A 21,815-nucleotide genomic window follows, 5' to 3' on the forward strand; every position below is an offset into this window, starting at 1 on the left:
GAATTACAGAGACCATTGATGAGACTGTCCCGCTTCTTTATCGACGCCCCTTTGAGCACCGGCGAACACGAGCTGCCCGAAGCCCAGGCGCATTACATCGGCCGTGTGCTGCGCATGGCCGAGGGTGATGCGGTGCAATTGTTCGACGGCTCGGGCCACGAGTTTCGCGGCACGCTGGTGGAAGTCGGCAAGAAGCGCGTGGTGGTGCAAATCGATGAAAGCTTTACCGGTCAGGTCGAGTCGTCGCTGGCGGTCCATCTCGGCCAGGGTTTGTCCCGTGGTGAGCGGATGGACTGGGCGATTCAAAAAGCCACCGAACTGGGCGTCACTGAGATCACGCCGATTTTCACCGACCGCTGCGAAGTCCGCCTCAAGGACGAACGCGCCGACAAACGCCTGATGCATTGGCGTCAGGTGGCGATCAGCGCTTGCGAGCAGTGTGGGCGTTCACGGGTGCCAGTGATTCATCCGCCTTTGCTGTTGGCCGACTGGTTGAAGCAGACGGCGGCCGAATTGAAACTGGTGCTGCACCCAGTGGCCGAACCGTTGGTGAGCCACGCCAAACCTGCAAGCCTGGCGTTCCTGATCGGCCCGGAGGGCGGCTTGTCCGACGTCGAAGTCGAACAGGCCAAGGCTGGCGGTTTCCACGCCGCCCGCCTCGGCCCGCGCGTGCTGCGCACCGAAACCGCGCCGGTGGTGGCGTTGGCGGTGGCCCAGCAGTTGTGGGGCGACTTTTAGGTTGATCGCTTGATCGTTCCCACGTGCGTGGGAACGATCTTTCAGGCACTACTGCACCGGATCACTCACCGGCTTGGCGATAATTGCCTTCAACTCGCTGGTCATCGGAAACTCCAGGTTCAACCCCTTGGGCGGAATCGGCTGCTGGAACCAGCGGTTGTAGATGCCATTGATTTCCCCTGAGCGATACAAATCGGCAAGCGTCGAGTTCACCAACTCAAGAAATTGCGGATCGTCCTTGCGCACCATGCAGCTGTAGATTTCCCGCGATTGCTCCTCCCCCACCACCACCCACTTGTGCGGATCGCGAGCCTTGGCCCGTTCGCCGTAGAGCAGCGCATCGTCCATGTAGAACGCCGCCGCCCTTCCGGACTGCAGCATCTGGAACGCCTCGCCGTGGTCCTTGGCGCTGATCACGAACATGTCGATCTTGTGATCGACGTTGTAGCTCTTCAGAAACCGCTCGTTGGTAGTACCAGCGGTGGTCACGACGTTCTTGCCGCGCAGGTCGGCGAAACTCTTTATCCCGCTGTCCTTCGCCGTGAGCAACTGCCCCTTCACGTAGATGAACCCATAGGAAAACGCCACTTGCTGCATGCGCTCGGCGGTCACGCCGGTGGAGCCGCATTCAAGGTCGACCGTGCCGTTCTGCACCAGTGGAATGCGCGTTTGCGAGGTCACCAGGTTGTACTTCACCTGCAGATCCGGCCGCGCAAGTCTTTGCTTGATGCGCTCGACAATCTTGCTCGCCAGATCCACCGAATAGCCCATCGGCTGCCCGCTTTGATCACCCACGTAAGAAAACGGCACCGAGGCATCGCGATAGCCCAGCGTGATGCTGTTGGCATTGGCGACCTTGCTCAGCGTGCCGGTCAGTGGCGCTTCATTGGCCTGGACCTGACTGCCGAGCAGCAGGCCGAGGGTGCAGCCGATCAACGTGATTTTTTGCATTGTTATTCTCCGTTGTGGGTAAGGCGATTAGCGGTGACGCGGGGGTGCCAGGCCCTGCATTTCGATCGAGGGTGCGCGCCGGGCAATTAAATCACCCAGCAGCCGAGCGCTGCCGCAGGCCAGGGTGAAGCCGAGGGCGCCATGGCCGAGATTGAGCCAGAGGTTGCGGTACGCCGTGGCGCCAATCAACGGCACGCCGCTGGGGGTGGCCGGACGCATGCCGGCCCATTCGATGGCGGCGTCGTAATCGCCGGCATTGGGCAAGGTCTCCCGGGCCTGGCGTTTGATCAGCGCCAGGCGCTTGGGATCGAGCGCCGGGTCGAAGCCGACAATGTCGACCATCGCCGCCACGCGCAGTTGTGCACCGATGCGGGCGTAAACGATCTTGCGGTTGTAATCGGTGATGCTCAGCTGCGGCGCACGGTGTTCGGCGCGGATCGGCACGGTCAGGCTGTAGCCCTTGAGCGGGTACAGCGGCAGGTTCATGCCCGGCAACGCCAGTGCCGGGCTGCGATGACCGGCAGCGATCACCAGTTGCTCGACCGGCAGCACCTGCGCGCCCATTTCGACAGCCTGCACCGTGCCGTCCACGTGGCGAATGCCGGTGACCGTACGGCCCAGCAAGAATTCGCAACGCCCCGACGCCTTGAGCCGAGCCACCAGTTGCTGGCAGAAAGCATGGCAATCGGCGACTTCTTCATCGGGCGTGTAKATCGCGCCAACGAATGGCGCCTCGGCGAGCGCCGGCTCCAGCTGCGCGCACTCGACGCGGGACAACACCTGTTGCTGTTGCGGGTCCGCCAGACATTGGCGCGCATGCTCGAAACTCGCGGCTTCCCGAAACGTCACCAGTTTGCCGTTGCGCCGCCAGTCGAAACCGTCGAGGCGATCTTCGTCGCGCCAGCCTTGCAGCGTGGCCTGGCTCAGCAACGCCAGACGCAGCAGATGCGCGCCATTGCGCTGATTCACTGAACGACGGCAGGCCGCCACAAAGGACGCCATCCAGCGCCATTGCGCCGGGTCCAGGCGCGGGCGCAGCTTCAAGGGCGAATCACCGCGCAACATCCAGCCCAGCGCCTGCAACGGTACGCCGGCATCGGCCAGTGGCGCGACATAGCGGTAGGACAACTGGCCGCCATTGGCGAAGCTGGTTTCGCTGGCAAACGATTCCCGGGCCTCGATCAGCGTCACGTCGATGCCGTCGCGAACCAGTGCGTAAGCCGTCGTCAGCCCGATGACGCCGCCACCGATGATGCAAACCCGCTGAGCCATGTCTGTCCTTAAGCGTTGTGGGAACATGCCTCAGGTTAGGACCAGGTGACAGGCGTTGAACAATGCATAAAGATGCCTGACCCATAAACAAAGGTTATGGACTTGCCATGCGACTGCGACACATCGAGATTTTCCAGGCCATTCGCCAGACCGGTTCGGTCAGTGGCGCCGCCCAGTTGCTGCACGTGTCGCAGCCGGCGGTGAGCAAAGTGCTGCAACACGCCGAACAGCAACTGGGTTTTCCGCTGTTCCTGCGGGTGCGCGGCAAATTGCAGCCGACGCCCGAAGCCCTGGAGCTTGAACGCGAGGTCGACAAGGTCACTGAAAGCCTGCAAGGCGTGCGACGCCTGGCCCAGAGCCTGCGCCGCGAGCCGGGCCACAGTGTGCGGATCGGCGCGATCCCGGCGCTGGCCTTGTCGCTGCTGCCGCCGGCGATCAACGAATGGACGCAACGCTACCCGGAAATCGCCTGCGAACTGTCCAGCGCCCACAGCCGTGAGCTGATGCAGAATCTGTTGATGCGCGAAGTGGATGTCGCCCTGACGCTGCAACCACCGGATCATCCGGGCCTGAAGGCGCAGGCCCTGGCCTGTGGAATGCTGGTGGCGCTGGCGCCAAAGGGCTATTGGGCCGACGACACCCTCGGTAAACCGCTGCCGTTGATCGAACTGGCCGGTGCGCCGCTGATCGGCCTGTCCAGCGCCGACCCGCTGGCCGCCAGGCTCGACAGCTACCTTGAGGCAGTCGATCCGCCGCCAAAGGTACGCATCGCGGTGCAAACCTATTCACTGGCGCGGGCGATGGTTGAATCCGGGGCTGGATTGGCGGTGATCGATCCGTTCACCGCCCTCGGCGCGTCCCCCACGGCCACGGCGATTCGCCCCCTGGCACCAGCGCTACCGATTACCCTGTACGCGGTGACTCGCGCCGACGAACCGCCGCCGCATACCTTGAACGATTTATTGCAGGTATTCAGCCGACGGGCGCAGGCGCAACTGGATCGTTTGATCCCGTAAAGGCCTCAAAGCACATAAAACCAAATCGCCACAAAGTGCAGCAAACTCCCGGCGATCACGAACAGATGCCAGATCCCATGGGCGTGGCGCAGACGATGGTCGAGGGCAAAAAAGATAATCCCCACGGTGTACAACACCCCGCCCGACGCCAGCAAGGTAAAGCCGACAGGGCCCAGTGCCGCCAGTAACGGCTTGACCGCCACCAGCACGATCCAGCCCATCACCGCGTAAATCACGACCGACAGAATCCGTGCTTCCGAGCGCGGTTTGATCTCTTGCAGGATGCCGATCAGCGCCAGCCCCCAGACAATCCCGAACAGCGTCCAGCCCCACGGCCCACGCAGGGTCACCAGGCAGAACGGCGTGTAACTGCCGGCGATCAGCAAGTAGATCGAAAAATGATCGACCTTCTGCATGATCGCTTTCTTGCGCCCGCGCACGCTGTGATACACGGTCGAGGCGCTGTAGAGCACCAACAAGGTAAACACGTAAATCGCCACACTGACGATCTTCCACGGACTGCCGTCCATACTGGCGATCACCAGCAGCCACACGCCCCCGACCAATGCCGCCACCGCCCCAACCAAATGCGTCCAGGCGTTCAATCTTTCCCCGTGATACATGTGTTGCTCACCTCTACGTTCATTACCGCCGCGCGCAAGGCTCAGGCCTCAAGGTTAAAAGCGCAATGTTTCAGAACACAATGCCCCTACGAAAGCCATCAAGCCAAACGTCAGCCAATTGGGCACAATCGAGACATTCGAATAAGAGTCTGGCCCATGTTGATCGATGAAGAGTTGACCCTGAAAAAACTCGAGGTGTTCCTGGCCTTCATGCGCACCGGCAACCTGGCCCGCGCCGCCGTCGAGTTGCAGACCAGCAACGTCAGCGTGCATCGCGCCATCCACTCCCTGGAAAGCGCCTTGCGTTGCCCTCTATTCAAGCACGAAGGCCGCAACCTGACCCCGTTGGAAAGCGCTTATGTGCTGGAAGAGCGGGCGCAGAAGCTGATTCAGGACGTACTCGAAACCGTGCGTCTGACCCGCGAAGCCGCCGGGTTCTCCGCCGAACGGTTCAAACTCGGCTCGCTGTATTCGCTGACGGTGAAAACCGTGCCGCAGCTGATCATGGGCCTGAAAATCCGCCGCAGCGAACTCAATATCGACCTGATCCTGGGCTCGAACATCGACCTGTTGTACAAGCTCAAGAACATGGAAGTCGACGCGATCCTGGTGTCGCTGGACGACAGCGTCAACGACCCGGACTGCGAGCAAATCCCGCTGTTTTCCGATGACATCTTCCTCGCCACCCCGGCTGATTCGCCCTTTGCCCAGCGGAGCGAAGTCGACTTGGCCGAGGTGCGCGACGAAACGTTCATCACCCTGACCCAAGGTTTCGCCACGCACCAGGACGGTATTCGGGTGTTCAAGCAGGCGGGGTTCGAGCCGAAGGTGGCGATGCAGGTCAACGACATCTTCACCCTGCTGAGCATGGTCAGCTCAGGGGTGGGATATGCGTTGCTGCCGGGGCGGATTGCCGCGGTGTATGAGAACCGGGTGAAACTGATCCCATTGCAGGAAAAGTACCGGTTGCAGCAGCACATTGGCGTGGTGTTTCTCAAGGCCAAGGAGCGTGATCCGAATTTGCTGGCGCTGTTGGCGGAGTGCCGGATGTATGCCAATCGCCAAGCCATCCAATGATCGTTCCCACGCGCAGCAAAGGAATGCAGCCCGGGACGCTCCGCGTCCCAAAGCGGACGCAGAGCGTCCATTGAGGCATTCCTTTGCTGCGCGTGGGAACGATCAGTCAGCCAACAATCCCGCGAACAATGAAGTACAGCAACGAAGGCCCAAGCAAGCATCCAAGCCCGGTATGGAACGTCGCCGTCAGCGCGCCATAGGGCACCAGCCGCCGATCCGTCGCGGCCAACCCGGCGGTCACACCGCTGACAGTCCCGGCCAAGCCGCCAAACACCATCGCCGAGCGCGGGTTATCCAGGCCCATCCAGCGCGCCGCCATCGGCGTGCCGACCATCACCAGAATCGCCTTGATCAACCCGGTGGCAATCGACAACGCCATCACATCAGACGTGGCACCAATCGCCGCCCCGGTCACTGGCCCGACGATGTACGTCACCGCGCCTGCGCCAATGGTGGTCATGCTGATCGCATCGCGATAACCGAACACCCAGGCAATGCTCGCCCCGACAATGAACGGCAGAATCGTGCCCAGCAGTAGCGCGATAGCGCCAATCATCCCGGCCTTTTTCGCTTCGGTGGCCTGTACCTCGAACGCCGTGGCGACGATGGCGAAGTCACGCAGCATGGCGCCGCCCATCAAACCGATGCCGGAAAACAGTGACAAATCCGCCAGGCCTTTTTGCCCGCCGGTCAGGGTGCCGCCGACCCAGGCCAGCACCAGGCCGATGACGATGGCAATCGCCGAGCCATGAATTCGGCCGAAGGTCAGGCGTTTGGACAACACCACCGACACCCACATGATCACGCCAACGAAGGCGAACGCCGTGACCAGACTGTTATTTACCAGGCCTTTCTCGATGAGTTCCCACATATCAGCGACCTCCTACTGGCGTGCCGACCGGGGTGACTTCCACCGGCTCATCGGGCAAGGGTTCGCCTTTGTGGCTCCGGCTGATCAGGGCAATGGTGCAACCGCAGATCACCACCGAACCGATCGCCGCCAGCACCGCCACCGGGCCGCCGTGCAGCGCCGTCACAACGTTCTGTTGCGCGGCCATGGCAACCACCACCGGAATGTACATGGCGCCCCAGAAGCCGACGCCCATCTCGCAATCCTTGGTCATGCCGCCGCGTTTTTGCATCCACAACCGCGCGCAAATCAGCAGGATCATCGCGATCCCGACCCCGCCGACGTTGGATTTCACACCCAGCAACACGCCGAGCATGTCACCCATGATCACCCCTGCCAGCGTACAGATCGCCAACAGCGCCACACCGTAAATAATCATTGTTGTAGTCCTCAAAGTGCATCGTCGGAATTGTTGTTTTTGTAGTTCGCAACCTGAGTCGGTGGTCTAGGGTTGGCGGCTTCCCTCCTCACGCAACAGCGCCTGCAAGGTATCGAGCCGTGCACCGTCGAAGGCAATGACGGTGCCCTGCTCGAACACCCGGCGCGCCAGCCCGGTCAACACCGCACCGGGCGGCAGTTCGATCTGTAAACGCACGCCGCGCTCGTAAGCGCTTTGCACCGTACCGCGCCAATCGACGACGCGGCACATATTGAACGCCAGGTCGTCGCGCAAGGCATCCGTGTTGATGACGGGCCGGGCTCGACTGCCGCTCAGGTAACCCAGGGCCGGCGTTTTCAATTGCACCTTGGCGAAGGCTTCGGCCAGGGTTTTCGCCGGTGTTTCCAGCAGCGGGCAATGGGACGGCACGCTGACCGCCAGACGCTTGGCCAGACCGGCACCACGACCTTTGGCCAATTCGGCGACCGCTTGCATCGCGCCATCGCTGCCGGCGATGACCACCTGGTTATCGGCGTTGATATTGGCCAGGTAAACCGGCGTATCAACACTGTGAACCTGCGCCAGCAACCCTTCCACCGTCGCTAACTCCAGACCGATGATCGCGGACATGCCATAGCCCTGAGGATATGCCTGCTGCATCAGCTCACCACGCAGGCTGACCAGATGCAGCGCATCGCTGAAGCTCAAGGCGCCGGCCACCACCGCCGCCGGGTAGGCACCGATGGACAATCCGGCCACATAATCCGGCGCCATTGATAACTGACGCGAAGCGGCAACACCGGCAATCAGCAGGCACAGCTGAACCGCCCTCGTCGACTGCAACGCCTCGGCAGAATCGAGCAGCAAGACGTCTTCGCCAAGCACCTCGCTCGCCTCGATCAGCGTTTCCCGAGGCAAGCGATGGAGCATGCCTGGTTGCTGCGCGCCCTGGCCGGGGAACACCAGCAAGCTGCTCACGCTGCTTGCTCCTGCGGGTTCCACGGATCGATAACCAGACACGCTTCACGGGCGTTTTTGAGCAGAACCCGTTGAGAAGGGCCAGCCCATTCGCGCAGGGCGACAGCGCCATTCGGCGTCTGCAATTGCATGTCCACCAGGCACTCGGCGGTGCCGATCAGCATCATCAACACCTGCGCTTGAGATCGGCTCAGCGGCTGCGCAGTACGCAGGATCAAGTCGAGATCGCTGCGCTCATGGAGCGCCGCAAAACCGCTGCCCAGTTCGAACCCGGCACTGCCGCTGACCCCCCACACCCAACCGCAGGCGTCGAGCATCGGTCGCAGGTGCGCCAGCGCTCGCAGACTCGGCAGGTCGCGGGTCGACTCGACATGGCAGAGCTCTTCCGGCCGTACCCGATGAGAAATCGCAGCAACGGCCATCGACGTTGCATAACGCTGCTCGCGCAAGCGTCCGCGCACCCCGACCGCGATTTGACCCGGCATGGTTATCGCACGCCGAACCACCACCGGCTGACCCGCGCTGATCGACTCGACCACCCACGCAGGCGCATCCGCCGGCAACTGCTCCGGGGTCATCCCCCAAAGCAGGTCGTGGGCCAGAAACCTGTTCACCACTGCGCTCTCAGCAACTGGCGAACCTTGCTCGACGCGGCGCGGTTACTCGCACCCAGGCGGCGGCTCAGATCGCGACCGTTGGCAGCGACATCGCCAATCGCCTGGCTCAGGCACTCCGTCACGCGAGCCAGATCCGCCGTCGTCGGCTGCTCGATCTGCTCCACCGACAAGGTTTCCCAGAGCAAGCCCAGGCTGGCATAGCTGTCGATGTCATAGGCCATCGGCGGCACGCTGGCGGCCAATGCCTCCAGCTCTTCGACGCTGCGCAACGTCACCCGCGCTGCCGAAGCCTTGCCCATCGCATGCACCATCACGCCCGGATCGCGCAATGCGATCAACCGGTTGGCCTGATAGCCATGAGCGAGAAAGGCGCCAGACATCGCCTTGCCCACCAGCAAACCGATCACCGCATGCCCGGCCAGTCGGGCGCGGGCATAACTGTCCGCCGCACCGGCCAGAGCCTGATGAATGCCGAGGGCTTCTTCGCGCCGACCGTAAGCCTGGCTCGGCACATCGACGATGGCGATCAACGCCCGTTTGTGCGGTTTATCCCGATCGGCTTCGATCACCTCATCCACCGCTTTGGCCAGGCCCCAACCTTCCAGCAGACCAACCTCGCCATTGCGAGCACGGACGAAACGGTTGTCGGGATCAGCCACCACCGCAATAAACCGCACGGGCTGATCGCCCAGTACACCGTCGGCGACTTTCAACGAAGCCGGCAAACCCTCGACCGATTTTGCGCCAGCGCTCAAGGCGTTGAACCAGTTCAGGCCCCTCAGGGAATACGAACTCATGAGCGCTCTCCTTGATACAGATCGCGAACCGTCGTCGGCTCGATTTGCGGTTCGGCGTCCAGGCACGCCAGCCGTTGCAGGAACCATTCGGCCTGGCGGCTGCGGGTTTGCGCCGGCAAACCTTGCTTGAGCAATTCGCCGACCTGCAGCTGAATCTGCGCCACGTCGTCGGCGACATAGCGATCCACCAAGCCACTGGCGAACCGTTGCTCGCCGCCGGTCAGGCTCCAGATAAACGGGCGATCACGGGAGTCGTATTCCTCAAGCCCGGCTTCCTGCTCGATCACCTGCGGGCCGTTGAGGCCAAGGCGCGCCTCCTGAGTCACCAGCAAATAACTGCACAACCCGGCGGCAATCGACATCCCACCAAAACAGCCGACGCTGCCGGCGACCACGCCGACTACCGGCTGGTACTGGCGCAAATCGACAATTGCCGCATGAATATCCGCAATCGCCGCCAGCCCGAGATTGGCTTCCTGCAAACGCACACCACCGGTTTCCAGCAGTAATACGGCGCGAGTGGCAATGCCTTTGCGGTTGTCCTCGGCGGCCAGCTCCAGCGCACCGGCAATCTTCGCCCCGCCGACTTCACCCAGGCTGCCGCCCTGAAACGCGCCTTCGATGGCCGCGATCACCACCGGCAAACCGCCGATGCTGCCCTTGGCGATCACCACGCCGTCATCGGCTTGCGGCACCACGCCCTGGCGCGACAGCCATGGCGACATGACGCGCTGAAACGGGTCGAGCAATTCGCGGAAGGTGCCGGCGTCGAGCAGCGCTTTTGCCCGTTGCCGGGCACCGAGTTCGACGAAGCTGTGTTTGTGGAGCAACGCTGCGCTATCAGTCATGGTCGATCTCCTCAAAGCCCTGTTCCAGACGCAAGCGCACTACGCCGGGGGTGGCGCCGAAATCGTGGATATCGATCGCCATCGCCGGCGGTGTCTGGCCATCGAACATCCGTGCGAACAGATGCTGCCAGCGTTGTGCGCTGCCATTGACCGAGGTCTGCACCTGGATCGTCAACTTGCCCGCCAGCCCCGGCTCGATCAGCACTTCCAGATCGCCCGAGCCCACACAGCCCACCAGCGCCCTGCCCCGAGGAGGCTGCCCGGCGGGGAATTCAAAGGATAAGGTTTCCATCAAAACGCTCCCTGGAAGATGCCATCGTGCGACTCGATACGGTCGATGAACAGACAGGCTGCGAGCAAGTCCGCAGCGCCGCCGGGCGAGGCATTCAACGCGATTAATTGTTGGTCCAGCTCATGCAAACGACGGCGACCGGCGAGGCTGGCGCTGCCGCCGGCGTCGAGTACGGCTTGAGCGCCGAGTTGCATGGCGTGCAGGCCGGTTTCGCCGGCGCGGTAGAGGACGCAGGTATCGGCCAGTGTCGTCATGATCGCCAGCAAGGCATCGAGCCGGGCGTTCTGTTCAGCATGGCCGGCGGCGCGGCTGCGTTTGAGTTGCGGCAGTGCGCGTTGAATCACCGCCGGGAAACCGAGCTGTGCCTCTTCACGGGCACCCCGTGCGCCATAACGCTGTGCGACTTGCGCACCGTGGCTGAGCGGACGCGGGGCGTAACGGTCGTCGAGAAGGGCCAGGCGCGCAGCGCGCAAGGTGATGGCGCTTGCGGCACTGGACTCAGGTTCCAGCGCGACGGCCGTGACCAAAAGCCCCAAGGCCCAGATCGCCCCACGATGGGTGTTCACGCCGCCCGTAGTTGCGAGCATCGCTTGCTCCCCTTCACGACCAATGCCCCCGACTGCTTCACGCAGGGGCAGGCCGACTTCACCGAACTCGATGGCCGCGTCCGCCATTGCCTTGAACGCCGGCCACAGGGACAACGCCGAAGCGTGCATCAGCCCGAGGTGCAAATCGGTGTGCGCACCATTGCCGCGACGGTCCACCAGCGCCGGTTTCGGCGACAGGTCCGCTTCGTCGATCAGCGCGTCCACCGCCAGGTCCGCCAGCCGTTCGGCCAGGGTTAACGTTTTCGGTTGCAGGTTGAATGCGTGCATTACCAGCTCCTGAACTTGGCGGGCGGGTTGTAGAGGCCACCGGACCACTCCACCAGATCGGCCACACTTTTCGCTGCGAGCAGTTCGCGAGTGGCGTCGGTACGGCGGATGCCGAGGTCTTCGGGCAAGGCGATCAGGCCTTCGCGGCGCATGCGCGCGGTGTCTTTGGGGTTGTGGCGCAAGCCGATGGCGGTCACCCCGGCGACTGCAGCGATCATCGCCTGGCGTTCCTCGAGGGAACGGGCCTTGTACAGATAGGCGATGCCTTCTTCGGTCAGCAGGTGGGTGACGTCGTCGCCGTAAATCATGATCGGCGCCAGCGGCATGCCGCTTTTCTTCGCCACCTCCACCGCGTCGAGGGTTTCGACGAAGGTCGGTTTACCGCCCTCCTGGAAGGTCTCGACCATCTGCACCACGAGTTTCTTACCGCGTTCGAGCATCGGCTCCGCCACGTCGGTGTGGCGCATGTCGAGCCAGGCTGGCGTGCCGTGACGGCGACCACGCGGGTCGTGGCCCATGTTCGGCGCACCACCGAAACCGGCCAGGCGGCCGCGAGTCACGGTGGAGGAATGGCCGTCGCCGTCGACTTGCAGGGTCGCGCCGATGAACAGGTCCACCGCGTATTGCCCGGCGAGCTGACTGAACATCCGGTTGGAGCGCAGGGAGCCATCGCGGCCGGTGAAGAACACGTCAGGCCGGGCGGCGATGTAGTTTTCCATGCCCAGTTCGGTGCCGAAGCAATGCACGCTTTCGACCCAGCCACTTTCGATGGCCGGGATCAGGGTTGGGTGCGGATTGAGCGTCCAGTTGCGGCAGATCTTGCCCTTCAAACCTAGGGATTCGCCGTAGGTCGGCAGGATCAATTCGATGGCGGCGGTGTTGAAGCCGATGCCGTGGTTGAGCGACTGAACGTTGTGTTTTTCGTAGATCCCGCGGATCGCCATCATCGCCATCAACACGTGCACAGGCTTGATGTGCCGTGGGTCTCGTGTGAACAGCGGCTCGATGTAGAACGGCTTGTCCGCCACCACCACGAAGTCGACCCAGGACGCGGGGATATCCACGCGAGGCAAGTCGCTGACATCGTCCACCAGTTGATTGACCTGGACGATGACGATGCCGTCGCTGAAGGCCGCCGGTTCGATCAATGCGGGCGTGTCTTCGGTGCTCGGGCCGGTGTAGATGTTACCGGCGCGGTCGGCCATGAAACCGGCCGAGAGCACGACGTTGGGAATCAGGTCCACCACCAGCCGCGCATAGAGCTCGATGTAGGTGTGGATCGCACCGATTTCCAACAGGCCATCTTCCAGCAACTGGCTGATGCGCAGGCTCTGGGTACCGGCGAACGAGAAGTCGAGCTTGCGTGCGATGCCGCGTTCGAACAGGTCCAGGTGCTCGGAGCGCCCGACGCTGGGCATGATCATGTGCAAATCATGCAGCTTGCCCGGATCGGCCTTGGCCAGGGAGCGGGACAGGAAATCCGCCTGCTTCTGGTTATTGCCCTCCAGCACCACACGGTCGCCAGGCAGGATCAACGCCTCCAACGCCGCCACGATTTTATCGGTGGGCAACACCACACCGTCGGCAAGCCCCTTCACCAATTCGAGACGCCGCTGCTTTTCGCTGCGCCGCCGCGTCCAGCGCGAGTCGGGGGATATTGTTGTTGTCATGACCACTCCACGGGTTCGCTGTCGTGGGAGTCACCTTAGGAGTGTTGGGTGTAGGGCATCAATCAAGCAGAGTGTTGGATCGTTACGGTCAGGGTAATGGTTGTCGGGATTCGTTGCCCGTGCCGACGCCTTCGCGAGCAAGCCCGCTCCCACAGTTTGATCGAGTAGTTGCTAAGAACTCGGTCAAACTGTGGGAGCGGGCTTGCTCGCGAAGGGGCCCGAACAATTCCCGCAGTTTTTAATGACGGAGCACTACAGTCAGATCATCTGCTGCTGTACGCGAATCAATAGTTGCTCGGTGCTTTCCAATAGCTGCGCCAACAACGCCGGATCTTCATCCATATAGCCTTCGTATTCCGCCAGGTTTCGTCGCTCATGACACAGGGCGAATAGCCGAACCTGTACTTTGCCAATATCAGCGGTATGAACCAGGCACTGAAACACCAGATAGCGTTTGTCTGAACGGTAGCCGCACAAGCGAAGAGCCGTCAGTGCAAGGGCATGGGCAGCGTTGTACGCCAGGTCGAAACGACTCGCGAAGGAAAGTGAAGACGTTTGGGCGTCCTTCAATCGATCCACAGCCGAACGCATCAGCCCTTCGCATTCCTTGCGATCCGGCGGCTCAGCTTTCAGTCCACCACTACGTAACAGGTTTTCCAGGTTCTCGTTGCTGCCCATCCTTGGACTCCAAAGGGTTTGCCCCCATCAGATTGATCTTGTCCTGCTGCGCTACCCGCACGACAAAACTATTTTCAGCCGCCAGTTTTGCGGCCCAGTCGTCGGGGGTGTAGAGCGTCGGGTTGAGGACGCGGCCCAACTGCTCCTCCATTGGTATAAGCCGCTCCATCACTTCACTGTAGTGCAGGCCCTCGCCGATCAGCATGAGATCAATGTCACTGGATGCGTTTGCCTGATCCTTGGCGATAGAGCCGTACACAAATGCCCAGGTGATCTGTTCGGCAAAGGGTTGAAGCGCCTGACGCAGAGGCTCTGTAATACCAAAGGTTTTGCGGGCAATGCCCAGCAGTTCGGCATAGATCGGGCAGTCGGGATTGGCTTGATAGTGGGTCTGGTTGCCCTGACGGGTCATGGTCAGCACGCCTGCCCGCTGCAACCGATCCAGCTCGCGCATGAGGCTGCCTTTACCCACTTGAGCCCAGCGGGCGATCTCGTTGGCGTAAAAACTTCGGTCGGGTTTACCAAACAGCAGGCCGAGCACTTTTTGCTGGGTGGTGGTGAACAAGGCTTCGCTCAATGACAGGTTTTTCACGGCAACGACCGATAAGTCCCAAAAAAGGAACGATAGGTCCCTTTTTGGGAATCTTCAACCTAATGCAGAAACCTTTGTGGCAAGGGGGCTTGCCCCCGTTCGGCTGCGCAGCAGTCGTAAAACCATTGTTATCGGTGTACCTGATACACCTCGGTTGCAGGTTTTGGGGCTGCTTCGCAACCCAACGGGGGCAAGCCCCCTCGCCACAGGGAGGTCCGACAGCCTGGGGTTTTGTGTTTAAAAGTTTGTCGGCAGGAACGGTRTGAGGCTACACAGTCGTGCGTCGCTGCCTACAGCAATGCCGGAAGCCGCTGACTGGTACGCTTTGGCGTTGATCTTTATCGTTTGGGGGTCGCTGCCAACCGCAGCGACCGGGATTGGAACCCCGTGGTGTTAACGAGGCAAAAGCGCCTTTCATAACGTATGCTTGCGCACCTTTAATGTGTGCACTCCGTTATGGCGGCTGTGCGCGGGAGACCTTAGTGTCTGTCGGGTTTTGTCCGTTTGCCCGGGTTCCAGCCCGCGTACAGCTGCCACCCCTTCGATTGGAACCCGATGGAGCAGCTGAAACTCATTAAATGGAGCTTCACTATGTTCAAAGCTACTCCCAATCCCCCGGAAACCGACACTGATTCCCAAGCATCCCTCGACGCAGAAAAAATGAAGGAAGCCGCCGACCGCGCCCTCTCCCATTACTTCCCTCCGCTCCACGAAAAACCGGCCAAACGCCGCAAACTCCGCCTCTTCAGCGTCTCCCCCGACATCGACACCGAAGCCCTTCTGGCCAACGCCTCCGAAGACCTGCTGTCTATTAGCGCCATTGCTGCCGATCTGGCGGACGATGTGGAAGGCTCACGCCGCTCTGTAGCCTTGGCGCTCAGCCGTTTGGCCGATGGCGTGCAGTTGTTGGTGGAGCGGGTGCTGGATCATCATGAGTCGTTGCAGATGAAGGCTCGGGCCGGGGTTTAACGCACTACCCCCTGTGGCGAGGGGGCTTGCCCCCGTTGGGTTGCGAAGCAGCCCCAAAACCTGCAACCGAGCTGTATCAGGTAAACCGAGAACAATGGTTTTACGACTGCTGCGCAGCCGAACGGGGGCAAGCCCCCTCGCCACAGGGATCCGGTCAGACCAGACCCGCACTTACAAGCAGTTCCTCCAGCGCGAGCAAGTCAGGCACCTTCGCCACTTGCTCCCCCACCTGCACCGCCGCCTTTTCCAGCGAACACAACGGCACATCCACATAGCTCAACTGACTGTCGAGCTTGTAAGAACGCGGAATCCCCTGCACCAGCAGCGCAATGAACTTCAACTCAGGCCGCCCGCCAAGGGCATTGAGGATGACGATCCGCGCCCGTTCCCCGATCACCACTTTGTTGCCACACGCCGACTCGAAACTGAGCAGTGGAATCTGCCGTTCGCGCCAGGTCACCCGCCCCAGGTACCACGGCGGTGTATCGAGATCGAAAGCCCCCGGCTGATAGTCGATGAGTTCAGCGACGGCGACGTTGGGCAGGATCAGGTTGCGGTCGGCCAGGGGCAGCAGCAAACCGGTGAGGTTGCTGGAGCGGTGCTCATGCATGGGTTTTGCTCCAACGGGCGATGCTGTCGAGCAGCACCGATTCCTGATACGGCTTGCCGAGGTAGTCGTTGACGCCGATGGCCATGGCGCGGTCGCGGTGTTTTTGGCCGGTACGAGAGGTGATCATGATGATGGGCAGATGCTGCAAACGTTCGTCAGCGCGCACTTGGGTCGCCACTTCGAAGCCGTCCATGCGTGGCATTTCGATGTCCAGCAGCATCAGGTCGGGCATGTGCTCTTCCAGTAGAAGCATGGCGTCGACACCGTCCTTGGCGGTCAGTACGTTCATGCCGTGGCGCTCCAGCAGACGGCTGGTGACCTTGCGCACGGTGACCGAATCGTCGACTACCAGCACCAGCAACGGCCGTTGCGCCTCGGGTTCTACGTCCTGCGTCACCGGCCGTTGCGGCACCTGCGCTTGCATCGCGCGGATCGGCGCCAACAAGTCGAGAATCAGCACCACCCGGCCATCACCCAGGATCGTCGCGCCGGACAAACCCTGCACCGCAGCGAACTGCGGGCCGAGGCTTTTGACCACGATTTCCCGGGTGCCGGCCATGGCGTCCACCTGCACCGCGACGTGCCGCTCGTTGCACTGCACCAGCAACACCGGCAACGGCTGGTTCTGGCCCAGCAGTTTCGGGCGGGTACTGGTTTTCAGCAGATCGCCGAGGTAGCACAGCTCATAGCGTTGCCCGGCGTATTCGTAGCTCGGTGGATCGAGCCGGTAATGCCCTTCGAGTTCGTTGGGCAGCACGCGAACGATGCCGTCGATGGTGTTCAGCGGGATCGCGTATTGATCCTCCCCGCATTGCACCATCAGCGCGCGATTGACCGACACGGTGAACGGCAGGCGAATCCGGAAATGCACGCCCTGCCCCGAAGTCGAGTCGATGCTCATGGTCCCGCCGAGCTGCCGGACTTCTTCGTGAACCACGTCCATGCCGACGCCACGCCCGGAGATCTGGGTGATTTTCTCGGCGGTGGAAAACCCCGGTTGCAGGATGAATTGCAGCACGTCGCGATCGCTGATGTCGCTGTCCGGGGCGAGCAGTCCGCGCTTGATCGCCTTGCGCCGTACGGCGTCCAGCGGCACGCCGGCACCGTCGTCGCAGATGTCGAAAATGATGTCGCCGCCCTCTCGCGACAAGTCGAGGGTGATCTTGCCCTGGGCCGGTTTACCGGCCGCGATCCGCACCTCGGCCGATTCCAGCCCATGGTCGACGGCGTTGCGCAGCATGTGTTCCAGCGGCGCGGCCATGCGCTCGAGGACGTTGCGGTCCATCTCGCCTTCGGCGTTGCCGACGATGAACTCCACATCCTTGCCCAGTTCGCTGGAAACCTGACGGACGATGCGCTTCAAACGCGGCAGCATTCGCTCGAACGGCACCATGCGCGTGCGCATCAGGCCTTCCTGCAATTCGGTGTTGATGCGGCCCTGCTGTTGCAGCAGGTTTTCCGCATCCTGATTGCGCCGGTCGAGGGTTTCCTTGAGGTCGAGCAGGTCGGAGGCGGACTCGAACAACGCCCGCGACAGCTGTTGCAACTGCGAGTGACGGTCCATCTCCAGCGGGTCGAACTCTTCATAACCCAGGCGCTCGGCCTCGACTTGCTGACGGCTGAGAATCCGCCCCTGGGTTTCGGTATCGAGGCGGCGCAACTGGTCGCGCATACGTTCGATGGTGGTTTCCATCTCGCTCAGGGCCACCCGTGCATCGTTGACCTGTTGTTCGATACGGCCACGAAAGATCGAAGTCTCCCCGGCCAGGTTGACCAGGTCGTCGAGCAACTCCGCCGAGACCTTGACCGTGTCGACGCCTTCGGGTTGCAGCGTGGCTGGCTCGGCTTTGGGCGCTGCGGGCATCGCCACCGGTGTCGGTGTTTCGGGCACCGCCGGATGGCTGAAATTCTTGATCGCCTCGATCAGTCGATCGGCCGGCGGCAGTGGCTCACCGGCGCGGGTGGCGTCGAGCATCTGCGCCAGTCGGTCATGGCTGCTCTGCAACAACGTGAACAGCGCCGCGGTCGGTTGCAGCACACCGGCGGACAAGCCTTCGTAGAGGAATTCCAGCTCATGGGCCAGGTCGCCGATCGGCGCGATTTCCACCATTCGTGCGCCACCCTTGAGGGTATGCAGGTCGCGCAGCAGGGTTTCCACTTCTTGACGATTCGATGGTTCGGCCTGCCAGCGCAACAGCGCCGCGCCGGAGTTTTCGATGATGTCGAAACCTTCTTCGAGGAAGATTTCCAGAAGCTCGGGATCATGCCCCGGCGAGTCGTTGCTGGCCGCCGGTTCGATCACCTCGGCACTGCCGGCATTACCCAGACGAAACTCACGAATGGCCTCGATCAATTCGCCCGGATCGCCCAACGGACGGTTGTGCTGCAACTGTTCGAGGAACACGGCCAGTCGGTCATGGCTCTGTTGCAGCAACTGCGCCAGCGCTTCGCTGTGGCTGTAACGGCGGTCCACCAGGCCTTCGTAAAGACTTTCTAGCTCATGGGCCAGATCGCCGACCGGCTCGACCTCGGCCATCCGCGCACCACCCTTGAGGGTGTGCAAATCGCGCTGCAAAGACAGTAGCGGCGCGGCGTTTTCCGGGTCGTTCAACCAGCGTTGCAAGGCCTGGCCGGCGCTTTCAAGGATATCCACCGCTTCCTCAAGAAAGATCGAAACGATTTCGTCGTCCAGATCTACCTCAGTCGCGGCCTGCTCCAGCTCGGCCGTGGCGCTGCCCAGTTCTCGAATGCTCAGGGTGCGGCTGCCATCACTGCGAATCAAGCCCATGGAGGATGGGTCGAGACTCTCATCCAGCAAGTCGCGCAAGGCCCGCACCCGCTGCGGTTGCGCGGTGACTTCCTGGCCGGCGGCCAGTTCATCGAGCATGTTGATCAGCGCTTCGTGGGCACTTTGTGCTTCGTGGAAAAACCTGTCGCTGACCGCCAAACTGCTTTCTTCCACCGCGCCATAAAGATCGAGCAACGCTTCGCAGAGCTCATCCACTGGATGCAGATCGGCCAGGTGCGCGCCTTCGCCGAGGGTAGTCAGTTCATCCAGCAGCGCGCTGAGTTCCTGCCGCTCGCCGGGATGCTGCTGCCAGCGCTGCAACAGGCTTTCGGCGTCCAGCAGGATGTCCATGCCCTGGGCGAGGAAGTTGTTGATCAGTTGCGGGTCGCGCTTGATCCGCAGCCCCGTGTTGGGCGCGCTCGACAGGCTTTGCAGATGTTCGGCCAGCAATGTCCGGGTGCGTTCAATCAACGAACGGGCGCCGGGGATTTCGGCCAGCGGGTCGCTCTTGAGCTGTCGCAGCCCCAGGCGGAACAAGCCTTCGGCTTCCAGCAGCAACTCGACTTCGTCCAGGTCGAGGGCAATCCGGTGCGCCTTGTACTCCCGGGCCAGTTGATCCAACGACGCCGCCAGCTCGGCAATCGGCAGCACGCCGGCCATCGAGGCGCTGCCCTTGAGGGTGTGCAAGGCTCGCTGCAACTCGTCACTGGCCTGCAGCGGTACGTGCTCGGCGGCCTGATCGAGGAAGCGATTGAGGCTGTTCAAATGGGTTTCGGCTTCGTTGCGGAAGATCTCCAGCAACAGCGGATCGAGCGCCGCGACATCCTGCGCGTCCTCATCGGACAGCGGCTCATCACCCTTGGCGAGGGCATGGGCGCGGGCGGCCAATTGATCGACATCGTTGCGCTGGCGTTGGGCATGGGCGGCGAACTCGGCCACCAGTTCCGGCAGCAACTTCAGCGCGTCGCCCACCAGTTGCTGCACTGCAGGCAAAGGTGCAACGCTGTGTTCAAGCACGCGGTTGAGCAGGTTTTCCACCGCCCAGGCCAGCTCGCCCAGCACCAGCGCACGGACCATTCGGCCACTGCCTTTGAGGGTGTGGAAGGCGCGGCGTAACTCACTCAAAGCCGATGGGCTGTCGGGATTGGCCGACCAGCGCGGCAGGTACTCCCGGAGGATTTCCAGAACTTCGTCGGTTTCTTCGAGGAAGACTTCCCGCAGCTCATCGTCCACCGGTTCTTCATCGGCGGGCGGCGGTAATAGACTGCCCGGCGTGGTCAGTGCGGGTGGATTGACCGACGACACCGGGCTGGCCAACACATCGGCCAGAGACTGAACGATCTCGGGATCATCCAGCTCCTGCATGTCCTGCATGACCAGGGCTTCACTGGGGCTGAGCACATCCTCAAGCATCGGCACATGGTTTTCGCTGGGGAAGAAACCAAGTGCGGCCAGGCCTTTTTCCGCGACGTCGAGCAGTTGTTCACCGGGCGCTTCGGGGTCGTCGCTGAGGCGCTCCAGGTAATACTCGATGCTGGTGATGACGTCGGCCAGGCTGTCCAGTTGCTGCCAGCCGGGCTGCCCCGGGTCCACCAATAGATGCTCGCGGATGAAACCGTTACAGGCCTCGACCAGGCTCGCCGCGCGGGCCAACGGAATCATCGCCAGCGCACCGCGCACTTGGGTCAGCAACGCCGGCAACGGTTGCAGATACTGACGGTCCCAGTCGGCTTCAATGTAGTCGACGATCATGTCCTTGGCCTGTTGCAGACAGATGCGCGCTTCCTTGATCACGATCTGGTGGATCTGCGTCAGGTCGGTGGTCGGCAGACGGCTGTCTTCCGGGCTTTCCGGTTCCACGGTGCCGACCATGCCGGCCAGGGTCGCTTCAACGTAGAGCAAGGCCCCGGCAACGTCCATGAGGGTCGCGTCGTTGGGTTCGCGCTGGCCCTGGACGAGGCTCAACACCACCGCCAGTTGATCGATGATGACCTTGCGCGGCTGACCGAAACCGAGCACCGCCAGGGTGTCGGCGATTTGCCGCAGGGGCGCCAGCAGGCTTTCGAGGTCCGAGGTGTGTTGGCGGTCACTGCGCACGAACAGGTCCAGGCGCTCCTTGACCCGCACCAGCTCTTCGCACAACGCCGCCAATACCGAACGCATGGCGTCGCGATCAGGGCCGGCCAGCCTGGCCCGTTCTTCATCGACCATCGCACTGTCGGGTAGCGCGTCGTCCAGTGAGTAGCGATCTTTCATGGTCAGCATCTGCCCGGTGGGGTGTTCGGCCTTGGCAATATAGAACAACAAACTCTTGAGCAGCTCTGGCGGTGCCGGTTGATTGATCGCGGGCATGCCTTGTTCGAGCAGACGCTTGAGTTCTTTGTCGGCCTCCTTGAACAGGCTGCGCAACGCGGGGCTGTTGGCGATCGAGCCATTGCGCATGCCTTCGACCAGCGCCGAAACGACGTGCCATAACGGGCTCAGCGGCGCATTGCCGCACAGCCCTTCAAGGCGTGCAAAAACCCTGGCCAGGTAAGCCAAGTGGGTTTCGTCATCCTGCTCGCGCAGCAAGCCGACCAGCGCCATCTGCAGCATTTGCCGCAACTTGCGCAGCACATTCGGCAAGTCGGACGGTTCCAGCAGCGCCAGGGCTTCTTCACTCAGGGGCGGCAGTTCAGGGAGTTGCGGGCTGAACAGGCTGGTTTCCGACAACAGGCTTTCGCCACGGGCACTGCGCAGGTCGTTGATCAGCGGCAACACCACCAGCGGCAAGTCACGCCGGGCGCCTTGCACCCGGTCGAGGTAAGTCGGCAATTGCCCCAGGGCATGCAGCAGCAAACGAATGGCCTCGTCGCGATGGCTGACGCGGTTCTGCTGCAAGGCGCTGGTCAGTTGCTCGATCTCTTCGGCGAGCAGCGCCGCGCCGTAGAATTCGACCATCTGCAAACTGCCGTGTACCTGATGGACACAGGCCAGGCACTCACTCAGCGCGTGCGTCGCCTGCGGGTCGTCGATCAGGGTTTCGATCGCCTGATGAGCCTGCTTCAGCGTTTCGGCAATCTCGCCTTTGACCCATTCGAGGGCCACATAGTCGTGCCGATCACCCATAACTACTCCAATCAAATGCATACGCCC

At 62.1% G+C, this 21,815-nt stretch carries 20 protein-coding genes; 4 read left to right on the top strand and 16 right to left on the bottom strand.

Going from position 1 to position 21,815, the window contains the following annotated elements; translation table 11 throughout:
* Nucleotides 1–18 precede the first annotated feature (18 nt).
* The gene (locus AC1D2Q_RS23620; RefSeq protein ID WP_064620925.1) at nt 19–738 is read left to right on the top strand and encodes a 16S rRNA (uracil(1498)-N(3))-methyltransferase; all 720 of its coding nucleotides are present in this window, start codon (nt 19–21) and stop codon (nt 736–738) included.
* A 48-nt stretch (nt 739–786) separates the two neighbouring features.
* Here AC1D2Q_RS23620 and AC1D2Q_RS23625 read toward each other — a convergent pair whose 3' ends face one another.
* Together AC1D2Q_RS23625 and AC1D2Q_RS23630 are read right to left on the bottom strand one after the other, a co-directional pair.
* Nucleotides 787–1,689 carry a transporter substrate-binding domain-containing protein gene (locus AC1D2Q_RS23625; RefSeq protein WP_477814724.1) on the bottom strand — a complete coding sequence of 301 codons (903 nt, stop codon included), beginning with the start codon at nt 1,687–1,689 and terminating at the stop codon, nt 787–789.
* 27 nt (nt 1,690–1,716) lie between these two features.
* A complete protein-coding gene (locus AC1D2Q_RS23630) occupies nt 1,717–2,961 on the bottom strand; it encodes a D-amino acid dehydrogenase (RefSeq protein WP_477814725.1) in 1,245 nt (414 codons plus the stop codon).
* A gap of 107 nt (nt 2,962–3,068) precedes the next feature.
* Here AC1D2Q_RS23630 and AC1D2Q_RS23635 point away from each other — a divergent pair, with 107 nt between their 5' ends.
* A complete protein-coding gene (locus AC1D2Q_RS23635; protein ID WP_477814726.1) occupies nt 3,069–3,977 on the top strand; it encodes a LysR family transcriptional regulator in 909 nt (302 codons plus the stop codon).
* Nucleotides 3,978–3,982: 5 nt separating this feature from the next.
* On the opposite strand, the gene trhA is transcribed toward AC1D2Q_RS23635, so the two are convergent.
* The gene (trhA, locus tag AC1D2Q_RS23640) at nt 3,983–4,600 is read right to left on the bottom strand and encodes a PAQR family membrane homeostasis protein TrhA (RefSeq protein WP_477814727.1); all 618 of its coding nucleotides are present in this window, start codon (nt 4,598–4,600) and stop codon (nt 3,983–3,985) included.
* Nucleotides 4,601–4,756: 156 nt separating this feature from the next.
* Here trhA and AC1D2Q_RS23645 point away from each other — a divergent pair, with 156 nt between their 5' ends.
* Nucleotides 4,757–5,677 (top strand): LysR family transcriptional regulator, encoded by a 921-nt coding sequence (locus AC1D2Q_RS23645; RefSeq protein ID WP_477814728.1) that lies wholly within the window; start codon nt 4,757–4,759, stop codon nt 5,675–5,677.
* Between the two features lie 106 nt (nt 5,678–5,783).
* Here AC1D2Q_RS23645 and madM read toward each other — a convergent pair whose 3' ends face one another.
* From madM to AC1D2Q_RS23700, 11 genes are all read right to left on the bottom strand, one after another.
* The gene (gene madM / locus AC1D2Q_RS23650) at nt 5,784–6,548 is read right to left on the bottom strand and encodes a malonate transporter subunit MadM (protein WP_477814729.1); all 765 of its coding nucleotides are present in this window, start codon (nt 6,546–6,548) and stop codon (nt 5,784–5,786) included.
* Between the two features lies 1 nt (nt 6,549).
* The gene (gene madL / locus AC1D2Q_RS23655) at nt 6,550–6,966 is read right to left on the bottom strand and encodes a malonate transporter subunit MadL (protein WP_477814730.1); all 417 of its coding nucleotides are present in this window, start codon (nt 6,964–6,966) and stop codon (nt 6,550–6,552) included.
* A 66-nt stretch (nt 6,967–7,032) separates the two neighbouring features.
* Nucleotides 7,033–7,944, bottom strand: a complete 912-nt coding sequence (mdcH, locus tag AC1D2Q_RS23660; protein WP_477814731.1) for a malonate decarboxylase subunit epsilon — start codon at nt 7,942–7,944, stop codon at nt 7,033–7,035.
* Nucleotides 7,941–8,561, bottom strand: a complete 621-nt coding sequence (locus AC1D2Q_RS23665; RefSeq protein WP_477814732.1) for a malonate decarboxylase holo-ACP synthase — start codon at nt 8,559–8,561, stop codon at nt 7,941–7,943. Before AC1D2Q_RS23665 ends, mdcH begins: the two co-directional genes overlap by 4 nt.
* Nucleotides 8,555–9,358, bottom strand: coding sequence for a biotin-independent malonate decarboxylase subunit gamma (mdcE, locus tag AC1D2Q_RS23670; RefSeq protein ID WP_477814733.1), 804 nt, complete (start codon nt 9,356–9,358; stop codon nt 8,555–8,557). Before mdcE ends, AC1D2Q_RS23665 begins: the two co-directional genes overlap by 7 nt.
* Nucleotides 9,355–10,206 (bottom strand): biotin-independent malonate decarboxylase subunit beta, encoded by an 852-nt coding sequence (locus tag AC1D2Q_RS23675; protein ID WP_477814734.1) that lies wholly within the window; start codon nt 10,204–10,206, stop codon nt 9,355–9,357. The genes mdcE and AC1D2Q_RS23675 overlap by 4 nt, the downstream gene beginning before the upstream one ends.
* Nucleotides 10,199–10,498 carry a malonate decarboxylase subunit delta gene (locus AC1D2Q_RS23680; protein ID WP_477814735.1) on the bottom strand — a complete coding sequence of 100 codons (300 nt, stop codon included), beginning with the start codon at nt 10,496–10,498 and terminating at the stop codon, nt 10,199–10,201. Before AC1D2Q_RS23680 ends, AC1D2Q_RS23675 begins: the two co-directional genes overlap by 8 nt.
* On the bottom strand, nt 10,498–11,373 hold the full coding sequence (locus tag AC1D2Q_RS23685; protein WP_477814736.1) for a triphosphoribosyl-dephospho-CoA synthase: 876 nt from the start codon (nt 11,371–11,373) through the stop codon (nt 10,498–10,500). The genes AC1D2Q_RS23680 and AC1D2Q_RS23685 overlap by 1 nt, the downstream gene beginning before the upstream one ends.
* Entirely contained in the window at nt 11,373–13,043 is a 1,671-nt protein-coding gene (gene mdcA / locus AC1D2Q_RS23690) for a malonate decarboxylase subunit alpha (protein WP_019580630.1), read from the bottom strand. Before mdcA ends, AC1D2Q_RS23685 begins: the two co-directional genes overlap by 1 nt.
* A gap of 258 nt (nt 13,044–13,301) precedes the next feature.
* Complete coding sequence (locus AC1D2Q_RS23695) at nt 13,302–13,721, bottom strand: hypothetical protein (protein WP_019580629.1); 420 nt, start codon at nt 13,719–13,721, stop codon at nt 13,302–13,304.
* Nucleotides 13,684–14,313, bottom strand: coding sequence for a nucleotidyltransferase domain-containing protein (locus AC1D2Q_RS23700; RefSeq protein WP_026331824.1), 630 nt, complete (start codon nt 14,311–14,313; stop codon nt 13,684–13,686). The genes AC1D2Q_RS23695 and AC1D2Q_RS23700 overlap by 38 nt, the downstream gene beginning before the upstream one ends.
* A gap of 591 nt (nt 14,314–14,904) precedes the next feature.
* Between AC1D2Q_RS23700 and AC1D2Q_RS23705 the strand changes: the two genes are divergently transcribed.
* Complete coding sequence (locus tag AC1D2Q_RS23705; RefSeq protein ID WP_019580627.1) at nt 14,905–15,282, top strand: DUF6124 family protein; 378 nt, start codon at nt 14,905–14,907, stop codon at nt 15,280–15,282.
* A gap of 154 nt (nt 15,283–15,436) precedes the next feature.
* On the opposite strand, the gene AC1D2Q_RS23710 is transcribed toward AC1D2Q_RS23705, so the two are convergent.
* Both AC1D2Q_RS23710 and AC1D2Q_RS23715 read right to left on the bottom strand, forming a co-directional pair.
* The gene (locus AC1D2Q_RS23710; protein ID WP_019650236.1) at nt 15,437–15,892 is read right to left on the bottom strand and encodes a chemotaxis protein CheW; all 456 of its coding nucleotides are present in this window, start codon (nt 15,890–15,892) and stop codon (nt 15,437–15,439) included.
* Nucleotides 15,885–21,788 carry an Hpt domain-containing protein gene (locus tag AC1D2Q_RS23715; RefSeq protein WP_477814737.1) on the bottom strand — a complete coding sequence of 1,968 codons (5,904 nt, stop codon included), beginning with the start codon at nt 21,786–21,788 and terminating at the stop codon, nt 15,885–15,887. Before AC1D2Q_RS23715 ends, AC1D2Q_RS23710 begins: the two co-directional genes overlap by 8 nt.
* Nucleotides 21,789–21,815: the final 27 nt, after the last annotated feature.

This window comes from Pseudomonas sp. P1_A1 (genome assembly GCF_056406935.1).